This window comes from Streptomyces muensis, assembly GCF_021474425.1.
Lineage (GTDB): Bacteria > Actinomycetota > Actinomycetes > Streptomycetales > Streptomycetaceae > Streptomyces > Streptomyces muensis.
In genome coordinates, this window is the sequence record NZ_JAKEIP010000248.1 from 1 (window position 1) to 12,101 (window position 12,101).

At 69.8% G+C, this 12,101-nt stretch carries 10 protein-coding genes; 4 read left to right on the forward strand and 6 right to left on the reverse strand.

Annotated elements, in window-relative coordinates; genetic code table 11:
• Positions 1 to 272: hypothetical protein (locus L0P92_RS35750; RefSeq protein ID WP_234767221.1), on the forward strand; the 272-nt coding region annotated here is incomplete at its 5' end.
• 141 nt (positions 273 to 413) lie between these two features.
• Here L0P92_RS35750 and L0P92_RS35755 read toward each other — a convergent pair.
• The gene (locus L0P92_RS35755) at positions 414 to 1,421 is read right to left on the reverse strand and encodes a stage II sporulation protein M (RefSeq protein ID WP_234767222.1); all 1,008 of its coding nucleotides are present in this window, start codon (positions 1,419 to 1,421) and stop codon (positions 414 to 416) included.
• A 130-nt stretch (positions 1,422 to 1,551) separates the two neighbouring features.
• On the opposite strand from L0P92_RS35755, the gene L0P92_RS35760 reads away from it, so the two are divergent.
• Positions 1,552 to 2,514 carry an RDD family protein gene (locus L0P92_RS35760; protein ID WP_234767223.1) on the forward strand — a complete coding sequence of 321 codons (963 nt, stop codon included), beginning with the start codon at positions 1,552 to 1,554 and terminating at the stop codon, positions 2,512 to 2,514.
• A gap of 31 nt (positions 2,515 to 2,545) precedes the next feature.
• Here L0P92_RS35760 and L0P92_RS35765 read toward each other — a convergent pair whose 3' ends face one another.
• Positions 2,546 to 3,160, reverse strand: coding sequence for a hypothetical protein (locus tag L0P92_RS35765; protein ID WP_234767224.1), 615 nt, complete (start codon positions 3,158 to 3,160; stop codon positions 2,546 to 2,548).
• A 142-nt stretch (positions 3,161 to 3,302) separates the two neighbouring features.
• A complete protein-coding gene (ahcY, locus tag L0P92_RS35770) occupies positions 3,303 to 4,760 on the reverse strand; it encodes an adenosylhomocysteinase (RefSeq protein ID WP_234767225.1) in 1,458 nt (485 codons plus the stop codon).
• A 641-nt stretch (positions 4,761 to 5,401) separates the two neighbouring features.
• Between ahcY and L0P92_RS35775 the strand changes: the two genes are divergently transcribed.
• On the forward strand, positions 5,402 to 7,564 hold the full coding sequence (locus L0P92_RS35775) for a fructose-specific PTS transporter subunit EIIC (RefSeq protein ID WP_234767226.1): 2,163 nt from the start codon (positions 5,402 to 5,404) through the stop codon (positions 7,562 to 7,564).
• 112 nt (positions 7,565 to 7,676) lie between these two features.
• Complete coding sequence (lepB, locus tag L0P92_RS35780) at positions 7,677 to 8,360, forward strand: signal peptidase I (RefSeq protein WP_234767227.1); 684 nt, start codon at positions 7,677 to 7,679, stop codon at positions 8,358 to 8,360.
• Between the two features lie 95 nt (positions 8,361 to 8,455).
• Here the strand turns inward: lepB and L0P92_RS35785 are convergent, their stop codons facing one another.
• The 3 genes from L0P92_RS35785 to L0P92_RS35795 all read right to left on the reverse strand — a co-directional run bounded on the left by L0P92_RS35785 (position 8,456) and on the right by L0P92_RS35795 (position 12,039).
• Positions 8,456 to 9,439, reverse strand: a complete 984-nt coding sequence (locus tag L0P92_RS35785; RefSeq protein WP_234767228.1) for a cation diffusion facilitator family transporter — start codon at positions 9,437 to 9,439, stop codon at positions 8,456 to 8,458.
• 137 nt (positions 9,440 to 9,576) lie between these two features.
• Positions 9,577 to 10,728 (reverse strand): mannose-6-phosphate isomerase, class I, encoded by a 1,152-nt coding sequence (gene manA / locus L0P92_RS35790; protein ID WP_234767229.1) that lies wholly within the window; start codon positions 10,726 to 10,728, stop codon positions 9,577 to 9,579.
• A gap of 183 nt (positions 10,729 to 10,911) precedes the next feature.
• On the reverse strand, positions 10,912 to 12,039 hold the full coding sequence (locus tag L0P92_RS35795) for an SIS domain-containing protein (protein ID WP_234767230.1): 1,128 nt from the start codon (positions 12,037 to 12,039) through the stop codon (positions 10,912 to 10,914).
• Positions 12,040 to 12,101: the final 62 nt, after the last annotated feature.

Genomic DNA, 12,101 nt, shown 5'->3' on the forward strand with positions numbered 1-12,101 from the left:
TGACTTTTGGCACGCTGTTGAGTTCTCAAGGAACGGACGCTTCCTTTGTACTCACCCTCTCGGGCTTTCCTCCGGGCAGTTTCCCTTCGGTCTTGCGTTTCCGACTCTATCAGACCTTTTTCCGATCCGATTTCCTCGGCGCTTTCCAGGTTCCCGCTTCCGCGTTTCCCTTTCCGGCGATTCCGACTTTATCAGAAGTTCTGGGCCGGACTGACCAGCCACTCATTTCCGATTCATCGGGAGGGGCTTCTTGGGAATCAATGTTCCGCTGAAGCAGACAGACACTCACTCTGCCCAGCGGGGTTGACTCCCACTTCCAGGCAACTGTTCGAATCTACCTCCCCGCTAGCTCCGTGTCAACGGTTCTTGCGGGGCGAAGAGGAGACTAGCAGCTCAACTGGTGTGTACGCACATCAGGCCGCAGTCGGAACGGTGGCGCTGCGCTCGGCCGCCTCGACGTCGCCCGTCTCTCCGGCTCGGGCGGCACGTCCGCCTAGGACATAGACGTAGGCGAGGAAGACGAGTTCGGCGATGACGCCGATGCTGATGCGCGCCCAGGTCGGTAGGCCCGACGGGGTGACGAAACCTTCGATGGCACCGGAGACGAAGAGGACCAGGGCCAGGCCTATCGCCATGCCGATCGCGGCTCGGCCTTCCTCGGCGAGGGCGGAGCGGCGAGTACGTGGGCCCGGGTCGATGAGGGTCCAGCCCAGGCGTAGGCCGGTGCCGGCGGCGACGAAGACCGCGGTCAGTTCCAGGAGGCCGTGCGGCAGGACCAGCCCGAGGAAGGTGTCCAGGCGGCCTGCCGACGACATCAGGCCGATGCCGACGCCCAGGTTGAGCATGTTCTGGAAGAGGATCCAGACCACTGGTAGGCCCAGGAAGACGCCGAGGATCAGACAGAGGGCGGCTGCCCAGGCATTGTTCGTCCAGACCTGGGCCGCGAAGGACGCCGCGGGGTGGCTGGAGTAGTACGTCTCGTACTGGCCGCCTGGGCGGGTGAGCTCGCGCAGCTCGCTGGGGGCCGCGATCGTGGCCTGTACTTCGGGATGGGTGCCTATCCACCAGCCGAGCAGTGCGGCGACCAGGGTGGAGAGGAGCGCGGTGGGGATCCACCAGTGGCGCGACCGGTAGACCGCGGCTGGGAATCCCTGGGTGAGGAAGAGGGTGACGTCGCGCCATGAGGCGCGTCGGGTGCCTGTGACGGCACTACGCGCGCGTGCCACCAGTTGGCTGAGCCGACCGGTCAGCTGCGGGTCGGGGGCGCTGGACTGGATCAGGGACAGATGGGTCGCCGTGCGCTGGTAGAGGGCGACGAGTTCGTCGGCCTCGGCGCCGGTGAGGCGGCGCTGGCGTCCCAGGAGGGCGTCGAGGCGGTCCCACTCGGCTCGGTGGGCGGTGACGAAGACGTCGAGGTCCATCTGGTTTTCTGCTCCTCGGCTGTTCGTCGGCGACTCGTCGTAGGTGTCAGCTTGTCGTACTGCGGCGCGATGCGCCCTCAGCTTGGCAGACTGGCCATTCCGAGGGCAGGTCAGGGGAAGGACGGTCGGCGTGAGTGAGCTGGTGACGGGTGAGGCGGTGGCGTTGGAGTTGCGCCCCGCGAAGCTGCCCAGCAGGGCGCTGGCCGTGCTGCTCGATCTGGCCGTGGCAGTGATCGCTTACATCGTCGTGACCATCGGTGTGGTGGCGGCCACCGCTTCTCTGGACGAGGCGGCGCAGACGGCGTTGTCGATTGCCCTGTTCGTTCTGCTGCTGGTCGGCGGGCCGATCGCGGTCGAGACGCTGAGTCATGGGCGCTCGCTGGGGAAGCTCGCGTGTGGGCTGCGGGTTGTGCGCGATGACGGCGGGCCGATCCGGTTCCGGCATGCGCTGGTGCGTGGCCTCATAGGTGTGATCGAGATTCTGATGACGCTCGGCGTCATCGCTGTCATCTCATCGTTGGTGTCCGCGCGCGGGCGGCGGCTCGGGGATGTGTTCGCCGGGACGCTCGTCGTACGGGAACGGGTGCCGGTCGCGCGGACGGGCTTTGTTCCGCCGCCTCCGCCTTGGTTGGCCGGGCGGTTCTCGGGGCTTGACCTTTCGGCGGTGCCCAATGATCTGTGGCTCGCCATTCGCCAGTACCTGATGCGGATGCAGCAGCTCGACCCTCAGGTCGGCTGGAGTATGGCGGAGCGCCTGGCGACGGACCTCGCGGCGCGCACGGGCGCTCCGGCGCCGCAGGGGGTGCCGCCGGCGGCGTATCTGGCGGCGGTTCTTCAGGAGCGCCAGGCGCGGGAGGCGCGGCGGGCCTTCGGCAACGGATCGGGTGCGGGTGGGGGGCCTGTCGACGCCGGTGATGTGAGTACTGCGGCGGGTGGGCCTGGGGCGTACGGTCCGTCGGTCATGCCGACCGCGGCTCCCACTCCCCCTACCGCTGCACCGCCTTCGCCTGCGCCGTACGGCACGGAGGTGGCCCCGGCGCCGCAGACTCCGTCGGACGACCGTCCCTCCACCGGTTTCGTCCCCCCTGCCTAGCCGCACTCCCCGGCCAAGGTCCGCCGAGCGCTCAAGCGAACGTCGACGGCGGGGAGTCCAGGTCCTCCAGCTCGATGCCCGGTGCCGCGAGGACCACGTCGCCGGCGATGTGTACGGCGTGCTGCTCGCCCGTGTCCAGGGCTGTGACCTGGTATTCGTCCACGGTCAGAGGGCCGTTGTCAGTGGCGTGTGTTTCTCTGTTCACCAAGGCCCAGGACTGGTCCACGGTGCGCGGGGCCAGGACCGGGTCCGTGAGGGCCACGAGGCGTACGCGGGTTGCCGAGTCGGAAGGGGTGAGGCGCAGGAGACGAGTGGTGGCGATGAGGAACGCGGGGGACGTCCCGGTGAAGGCATGGGCGCGCACATTGCCTTCTGTGGCATGAGTCCCGGTGGGGTCGGTGCGGACCCAGGTGACGCCGTCGAGGGCGGCACCGCGTACCTGCCAGCCACCTGCGTGGAGTTCGAGCCGGAGGGGGCGGCCGAGTTCGTCCAGGGTGAGGTCGACGGAGCCGCTGTGGTCGCCCGCAGGGGTGGTCAGCTGGGAGACGTAGCGCCAGCCGGAAGGGCCGGGGGCGCAGTGGAAGTGTTCTTCTGCGAGGGGGGTGTGATCGTGCGGATCATGGAGCGAATAGCGGCCGCGGGGCATCGGGGTCCTGGGTCTTGACGGCTCTTGTGGCTCTTGGTCGCTTGGTGGGCTGACGGTCTGGTCCGGCTGCCGGTGCCGTACGGCCAAAGGGGCAGGCCCCCGACACGGGGGTGCGGGGGCCTGCCTCGGAGGTCTGCTCGGCTCAGTAGCGGTAGTGGTCCGGCTTGTACGGGCCCTCGACCTCGACGCCGATGTACGCGGCCTGCTCGGGGCGGAGCTTCGTCAGCTTCACGCCGAGCGAGTCCAGGTGGAGGCGCGCGACCTTCTCGTCCAGGTGCTTGGGCAGCGTGTAGACGCCGGTCGGGTAGGCGTCCGGCTTGGTGAACAGCTCGATCTGGGCCAGGGTCTGGTCCGCGAAGGAGTTGGACATCACGAAGGACGGGTGACCGGTGGCGTTGCCCAGGTTCAGCAGGCGGCCCTCGGAGAGGACGATGAGCACCTTGCCGTCGGGGAAGGTCCAGGTGTGGACCTGCGGCTTGACCTCGTCCTTGACGATGCCCGGGACCTTGGCGAGGCCCGCCATGTCGATCTCGTTGTCGAAGTGACCGATGTTGCCGACGATCGCCTGGTGCTTCATCTTGGCCATGTCCGAGGCCATGATGATGTCCTTGTTGCCGGTCGTGGTGATGAAGATGTCGGCCTTGTCGATGACCTCGTCGAGGGTCGTGACCTGGTAGCCATCCATCGCCGCCTGGAGCGCGCAGATCGGGTCGATCTCGGTGATGATCACGCGGGCGCCCTGACCGCGCAGGGACTCCGCGCAGCCCTTGCCCACGTCGCCGTAGCCGCAGACGACCGCGGTCTTGCCGCCGATCAGGACGTCGGTGGCGCGGTTGATGCCGTCGATCAGGGAGTGGCGGCAGCCGTACTTGTTGTCGAACTTCGACTTGGTGACGGCGTCGTTGACGTTGATCGCCGGGAACAGGAGGGTGCCGTCGCGCTGCATCTCGTACAGGCGGTGGACGCCGGTCGTGGTCTCCTCGGTCACGCCGCGGATCTCGGAGGACAGCTGGGTCCACTTCTGCGAGCCGTCGGTGATGGTGCGGTGCAGGAGTTCGAGGATGACGCGGTGCTCGTCGGACTCGGCGGTGTCGACGGAGGGAACCTTGCCGTCCTTCTCGTACTCGACGCCCTTGTGGACGAGGAGGGTGGCGTCACCGCCGTCGTCGAGGATCATGTTCGGGCCGCCGGTGGGGCTGTCCGGCCAGGTCAGGGCCTGCTCCGTGCACCACCAGTACTCCTCCAGGGTCTCGCCCTTCCAGGCGAAGACCGGGATGCCCTGGGGGTTGTCCACGGTGCCGTTCGGGCCGACGGCGATGGCGGCGGCCGCGTGGTCCTGGGTGGAGAAGATGTTGCAGGACGCCCAGCGGACCTGAGCGCCGAGGGCGACCAGGGTCTCGATGAGGACGGCGGTCTGCACGGTCATGTGCAGGGAGCCGGTGACGCGGGCGCCGGCCAGCGGCTGCGTCTCGGCGTACTCCTTGCGGATCGCCATCAGGCCGGGCATCTCGTGCTCGGCGAGGGTGATCTCCTTGCGGCCGAAGTCGGCCAGGGAGAGGTCGGCGACCTTGAAGTCCTGTCGGTTCTCGACAGTCGTCATTACGAGCTGCTCCTCGGGATCGGGTCGAGGGTGGGTACGGCTGGTCTGCGCGGCGGCGGACACAGGGGTGCCCGAAGAGGACACAGGCATGCCCGCGTGCGCGCAGCGCAGTCCGTCGGAGGCCCTCTCTCCCTCGGTCGGTCCGTGTCGGGACCGCCCGACCGCCATCAGCAGCGACGTCTGGCTCTGTCCCAAGCTACACCGGGAGGCCCGGCCGTCCCCAGTCCGCCTTCGAACAGATCGAGCCATCCATCGCGTCCCGGGAAGGGCTCTTGGCGGGGGTGAGCGGGGGGGCGGGCGAGCGGTTGTTCATGGCCGTGGCGTTGGTCACGTGATGACTGGCGGGCGTGCGGGCAGCAGACCGAAGAGCCGTAACAGTGCAGGGGCGGGAGCTGGCCGGGTGAGCCGCAGCGAGAGCAGGCGGGGTACAGCCGCAGCGGGAGGGGCCGGGGCTCGTGGGGGCGATAACAGGACACCAACGAAGGGCGTACAGGAGGCGGCAGAGCGGGAGATTGTGGGGCATTCGGGCCTTTGAGTCTGGGGCGGGGTGGTGCAGGATGCCCGGGAGATCTGAACAACTGATCGATCTTGCGGGGCGTCCGGGACGGCGTTCCGTGCGACAAAGGCGTTAGGAGATCGACGTGACAAGTCCGGCCGGCCCTCCCCCCACGGGCGGCGGCAGTGGCGAGCAGAAGCGGTTGAAGCTGCTCGCGGTGACCGCGTGCCCGACCGGCATCGCCCATACGTACATGGCGGCCGAGAAGCTCTCACAGGCTGCCGAGAGCCGCGGTATCGACATGAAGGTGGAGACCCAAGGATCCATCGGGGCTGAAAACGTCCTCGATGACAACGATGTCAAACACGCCGACGGTGTCATCGTCGCGGCGGACAAGGACGTGGACCTGAGCCGTTTCGCGGGCAAGCGGGTGCTGACCGTCGGGGTGGCTGAGGGCATTCGTCACCCCGAGCAGCTGATCGAGCGGGTGTTGTCGGCACCCGTGCACACGGGTGGGGGCGCCCCCACGGCCCCCGCGAGCGGTGGCGGCAGGGAGCGGAGCGTCGGGTACAAGGCGCTGATGAACGGGGTCAGTTACATGATCCCGTTCGTGGTGGTCGGCGGGCTGTTGATCGCGATCTCGCTCTCACTCGGCGGGCACACCGACACGTCGGGTGGTCTGGTCATCCCGAAGGACTCCTTCTGGATGGACGTGAACAACATCGGTGTCATCGGCTTCACGCTGATGGTGCCGATCCTGTCCGGCTACATCGCGTACGCCATCGGGGACCGGCCGGCGCTTGTGCCCGGCATGATCGGTGGCTGGATCGCCAACACCGGTGAGTTGTACGACTCCAAGGCGGGCGCCGGGTTCATCGGGGCGATCGTGACCGGGTTCCTCGCCGGGTATCTGGTGCTGTGGATCAAGAAGGTCAGGGTCCCGAAGTTCGCTCAGCCGATCATGCCGATCATCGTGATCCCGATCGTGGCGACGACGGCGCTCGGGCTGTTCTTCATCTACGTCGTCGGGAAGCCGATCTCATGGGTGTTCGAGCATCTGACCAGCTGGCTCAGCGGGATGACGGGGACGAGCGCGATTCTGCTCGGAGCCATACTCGGCCTGATGATCGCGTTCGACATGGGTGGACCGGTCAACAAGACGGCGTTCCTGTTCGGCGCCGGGCTCATCGCGACCGGCAACCAGACGGTGATGGGCATGTGCGCGGCCGCGATCCCGGTCATGCCGTTGGGGCAGGGCCTCGCCACGCTGATACGGAAGCGGCTCTACACCGAGCAGGAGCGGGAGACCGGGCTCGCCTCGCTGTTCATGGGGTGCTTCGGCATCTCCGAGGGCGCGATCCCGTTCGCTGCGGCGCGCCCCGCGCAGGTCATCCCGGCCAACATGCTGGGCGGCGCGGTGGCCGGTGCCGTCGCCGGGGTCGCCGGTGTCGAGGACGCGGTGCCGCACGGCGGGCCGATCGTGGCGGTGCTGGGCGCGGTGAGCGGGGTGCCGATGTTCTTCGTGGCCGTGGTGATCGGCTCGGTCGTCACCGCGCTGACCACGGTCGCCCTGGTCGACCTGAGTGAGCGCAGGCGGCGCGGGGAGGCCGTCGGCGACGTGAGCTCTGCTGGGCCGGAGCCCGTGTTGGTCGGAGCGGGAGGCGGAACGCCGGGCGGCGGTGGTGTCGTGGCGCAGCGGACCGTCGTACGTGAGTCGAGGGCGGCGACCGACGTGAGTGGGGCCTCCGCGGCGCCCGGGAGGTCCGTGGAATCCGGCGAGTCCGAGGAAGGCGAGGAAGACGAGGAGAACCCGGGTCCGGGCAGTGCTCCGGTCGCGGAGAACGCTGCCGGTGAGGTTCTCTCTGGCTATCTCACCCGGAAGACGGTGAAGGTCGAACTCCGCGCGCAGGACAAGGAGTCCGCGATCCGGGAGATGGGTGAGCTGCTGGCCCGTACCGGCAAGGTCGCGGATGTCGACGAGTTGGTGGCGACCGCGCTGCGGCGGGAGGCGCAGGGGACGACCGGGCTCGGGGAGGAGATCGCGATTCCGCATGCCAAGACGGCTGCGGTGACGGCGCCCGTCGTCGGTTTCGCGCGGTCTGCGGAGGGCGTCGAGTGGGGCTCGCTGGACGGTACGAAGGCGAGGCTGGTGTTCATGATCGCCGTACCGGAAGCGGCCGCGGGTGACGAGCATCTGCGGATTCTGGCGCTGCTGTCGCGGAAGTTGATGGACGCCGGGTTCAGGGAGCGGCTGTTGAGCGCGGCCGACGAGTCGACCGTGCTCGGGATACTGCGCGAGGTCGGGTAGCCGCGCGGCCGGACCCGCGTCCGTGCGTCGGGCGTGGGCCGGCCGGCACGGCCGGTTCACCTGCGGTCGCTACGCTCTGCGTCCGCGTATGGGCCGCATGGGGAGGAACGCGATGTCGGGCAAGGGGCGGGGACTGGGGATCGCAGCCGTCGTGGTGGGGCTGGTGGGGTTGTTGTTGGGGCTGGGCGGTCTCGTCTACGCGCGGTCCGCCTTCGGCGGCTCCGTCGTGTCGAGCGAGAGCATGACACCGACGTATGGGCCGGGCGACCGGGCCGTCTACGAGCGGATCGACGGAAGCGAGGTGCGGCGCGGGGATGTCGTGGTGTTCTCGGCGCCGGACCGCTACGGGGTCGACGGGTTGGTGATGGGGCGGGTCGTCGGCGTGGGCGGTGACCGTGTGGCGTGCTGCACGGGACCGGAGGCGGACGCCCGCGTCACCATCAACGGCAAGCCGCTCAAGGAGCCGTATGTGAAGGGCGGGGACGCGCACGGCGGCTACCCCGCCTCCTACGACGTGCGGGTCCCCGAGGGCCGGCTGTTCCTGATGGGCGACAACCGCGCGAACTCCCGTGACTCGCGGGCCTTCCTCGACGACCACGACGGGACGCTTCCGGAGTCCGCGGTCCAGGGGCGTGTGATCGACGACTACACCGTGCCGGTGGTACTCGGGACGGCGATGATCCTCGGGTTGCTGTTGGTGCCGGTCGGAATCGGTCTGGGGATCGCCGCGGTGGTCGTACGGCGGAAGGCGCGGGCCATGACGCCGCCGCCACCGCCGTGGGCGGTGCAGGTCTGAGGACGCGGTCGCGAGCGAAGACCAAGGGGCCCGCCGGGATTCCGGCGGGCCCCCTTCGGTATGGGCGGGCGTCAGTGCTCGCGGTATGGGTGGCGTCAGTGCTCGGCGTCGTGCGGCGCTGCCGGTCCACCGGGCGTGGCCTCGCGGTCGGCGCCCTTGGCCGCCTCGGACTCGCTGTAGATGTCGGGTTCGAGGTAGATCACGCGGGCGATCGGGACGGCCTCGCGGATGCGGGCCTCGGCGGCGTCGATGGCGGTGGCGATCTCGGTGGCCGTGTCGTCGTGCTGGACGGCGATCTTGGCGGCGACCAGGAGCTCCTCGGGGCCGAGGTGCAGCGTGCGCATGTGGATGATGCGGGTGACGACGTCGCCGTCGACGATGGCGGCCTCGATCTTCGAGGTCTCCTCGGCGCCCGCGGACTCGCCGAGCAGCAGCGACTTGGTCTCGATGGCGAGGACGACCGCGATCAGGACGAGCAGGACGCCGATGCAGATCGTGCCGATGCCGTCCCAGACGCCGTCTCCGGTGATCAGCGCCAGGCCGACGCCGCCCAGGGCGAGGATCAGACCGACCAGTGCGCCGAGGTCCTCCAGGAGGACGACGGGCAGCTCGGGCGCCTTGGCGTGTCGGACGAACTCCTTCCAGGACTTCCTGCCGCGCAGGACGTTGGACTCCTTGATGGCCGTACGGAAGGAGAAGGACTCGGCGATGATCGCGAAGACGAGGACGCCGACCGGCCAGTACCAGTGCTCGATCTCGTGCGGGTGCTTGATCTTCTCGTAGCCCTCGTAGAGGGCGAACATGCCGCCGACCGAGAACAGGATGATCGAGACGAGGAAGGCGTAGATGTAGCGCTCGCGGCCGTAGCCGAAGGGGTGTTGCGGCGTGGCCTCGCGCTGCGCCTTCTTGCCGCCGACCAGCAGCAGGGCCTGGTTGCCGGAGTCCGCGAGCGAGTGCACGCCCTCGGCGAGCATCGACGACGAGCCGCTGAACGCGAACGCCACGAACTTCGATGCCGCGATGGCGAGGTTGGCGGCGAGTGCCGCCACGATCGCCTTGGTACCGCCTGACGCGCTCATGTGTCGCGTTGTCCCTTCACCTACGGAGCCTTCGGAGCCGCCGAGCACACGGAGCTCGGCTTTGCCCGTCCTTTGCCGGTGGGCCATTGTTGCAGCCCGGTCCGACAACGGCGCGCCGGGTCGTCCGATGCCCTCCGTCAGGCGACGACCGTGGCCCGGAAGACCGTGCCGGCACCGGACACTTCGGCCTTTTCGCCCGCCGGTACGAAAACGGAACGGCCGGGCGTCAGCTCGTGCTCGCCGGCGCGGACGGTGCCCGCGGTGCAGAGCAGGATCTGCGGGGTCGGGCGGGTGAGGTCGTGGGCGGTGGTGCCCTCCGGAAGGACGTACCGCGACAGCCGGAACTCGTCGATCGGAGTCTCGTAGACCTCCTCGCCGTCCGGGGCGGCCTCGGGGCGCAGCACGCCCGGGTCGCTCGGCTCGAAGCGGACGATGCGCAGGAGTTCGGGGACGTCGACGTGCTTGGGGGTGAGGCCGCAGCGCAGGACGTTGTCGGAGTTGGCCATGATCTCGACGCCGAGGCCGTTGAGGTAGGCGTGCGGGATGCCGGCGCCGAGGAACAGGGCCTCGCCCGGCTGCAGGCGGACGTGGTTGAGGAGCATGGCGGCGATGACGCCGGGGTCGCCGGGGTAGTGGTGGGCGATGTCGGCGTACGGGGCGTAGTCGCCGCCGAGGCGGGTGCAGGCGGTGGCGGCCTCGGTGACGGTACGGGCCATGTCGGCCGGGTCGGCGGTGAGGATCGCGGTGAGCACCTCGCGCAGGGCCGCGTCCTCGGGGTGGGCGTGCAGCAGGTCGACGTACGGCTTGAGGGAGTCGACGCCGAGGCCGTCGAGGAGGTCGGCGGCCCGGAGCGGGTCGCGGAAGCCGCACAGGCCGTCGAACTCGGTGAGCGCGCAGATCAGTTCGGGCTTGTGGTTGGCGTCCTTGTAGTTGCGGTGGCCCGCGTCCACGGGGATGCGCCGGCGCTCCTCGTCCTCGTAACCCTGCTTCGCCTGCTCCAGGTCGGGGTGCACCTGGAGGGAGAGCGGGGCGCCGGCCGCGAGGATCTTGAGCAGGAAGGGCAGCCGGGGGCCGAACTTCGCCACGGCCGCGGCGCCCAGTTCGCGCTCCGGGGCCGCCTCGATGACCTCGACGAGCGTCCCGCGCGCGGTGCGCGAGGGTGCGCCCGGGTGCGCGCCCATCCACATCTCCGCCTGCGGTTCGCCGGTCGGCTCGACGCCGAGGAGCTCCGGGATCGCGGTGGTGGAGCCCCAGGCGTAGGGGCGGACGGTGTTGTCGAGGCGGTCCATGCGGGTGTCTGCCTGCTCTCTGCGGGTCGGGTGCGACGACGACGGGCTAAACGGGGCTATGACGGGTTCTGTTCGTGGAGAACGCCGGTTCGCCTTGTGTACGGCTGTCGGTTCCTCGTCGGTTCCTGATCGGTACCTCGTCGGTTCCTGTGTCGTACGGCTGTCCGGGCGTCCTGAGACAGATCAGGCGCCGGAGGCGAGCGCCAGGTAAACGGCGGCGAAATCCGTGATGGCGATCAGTTCCGCGAGGGTCTCCAGCTCGCCGCCGGGTTCCGGCTCCAGTTCGCTGATCGGCGTGTCATGGCTCAGGGCCAGGTCGCGGGCGGCGGGCGCGGCGGTGAGGCCGCCCAGGGGGCGGTCGCGCAGCAGCACCACGCGCGCGTGCAGGGCGGGTGGCTCCTCGACGCGGTCGCGGAAGAAGTCCTCGGGGTCGGCGCTCGCCGCGAGCTTGCCCGCGAGCAGGGCGTTGTGCGAGGCCAGCGCCTCGGGCAGTTCGGCGACGAGGGCGGGGTGGCCGGAGAGCTCGGCGAGCGCGGCGGCGAAACGGCGGCCTGCCGGGCCCGCGGAGACGCCCTCGGTCCAGATCAGCGGGAGCGCGTCGGCGAGTTCGGCGGCCAGGGTCTTGGCGGGGTTGCTGTAGGTCGCGATGGCGGGACCGCAGCGCTCGGCGATGTGGTCGAGGCGGTCGGCGACCTTCTGCAGGGCGTCCGGTGGGGCGGTGATCATGCCGGTGCGGTCGAGGAGCGCCAGGAGCGGGGTGAGCAGCGCCCACAGCACACCGGGGGCGGAGGCGGCGAGGGCCTCGTCCTGCTCGTACGGGGCGGTCGCCATCGGCACGAACAGGCCGTGGTTGTTGTGCACCGCCTCGGTGAGCGGGGTGCCGGCGGGGGCTACGGCGACGACCGTGCAGCCTCGGCGGTAGGCCTGTTCGGCGAGCAGGGACAGGCCCGGTTCGGTGCCGTCGGGGGTGGTGATCAGCAGCAGGTCCACGGAGCCGGCCCAGCCGGGGAGTTCCCAGCGCAGGGCGCCCGCGGCGGGGGCGACGCCGGCCGGGGCCAGGCGGGTGACGGGGCTGGTGACGCCGGCGAGGGTGCCGAGGAGGTCGGCGACGCCGATGGCGGCGGTGCCGGGGCCGGCGAGGATGATGGCTCGCGGGCGGCCGTCGGGTTTGAGTTCGTGGACGCCTGCCTCGGCGGCGTGCCGGGCTGCGGTGCGGACGCGGGCGCCGGCTTCGGCCGCGCCGCGCAGGAGGGCACGGCGGTCGGCCTCGGCGAGCGCCTCCGGCGTGTCCAGCAGCGATTCGTCGAGCATGGGCGGCAGCCTCCGATCGCCGGGTTGTGTTGGGGGCGGGGGTCCTGCGCGGGGTTTGCGCC

What these genes read in the sequence shown, in the direction of transcription:
- L0P92_RS35755 (WP_234767222.1), bottom strand. Translation starts at nt 1,421, where the DNA reads ATGGACCTCGACGTCTTCGTCACCGCCCACCGAGCCGAGTGGGACCGC.
- L0P92_RS35765 (WP_234767224.1), bottom strand. Translation starts at nt 3,160, where the DNA reads ATGCCCCGCGGCCGCTATTCGCTCCATGATCCGCACGATCACACCCCC.
- ahcY (WP_234767225.1), bottom strand. Translation starts at nt 4,760, where the DNA reads ATGACGACTGTCGAGAACCGACAGGACTTCAAGGTCGCCGACCTCTCC.
- lepB (WP_234767227.1), top strand. Translation starts at nt 7,677, where the DNA reads ATGTCGGGCAAGGGGCGGGGACTGGGGATCGCAGCCGTCGTGGTGGGG.
- L0P92_RS35785 (WP_234767228.1), bottom strand. Translation starts at nt 9,439, where the DNA reads ATGAGCGCGTCAGGCGGTACCAAGGCGATCGTGGCGGCACTCGCCGCC.
- manA (WP_234767229.1), bottom strand. Translation starts at nt 10,728, where the DNA reads ATGGACCGCCTCGACAACACCGTCCGCCCCTACGCCTGGGGCTCCACC.
- L0P92_RS35795 (WP_234767230.1), bottom strand. Translation starts at nt 12,039, where the DNA reads ATGCTCGACGAATCGCTGCTGGACACGCCGGAGGCGCTCGCCGAGGCC.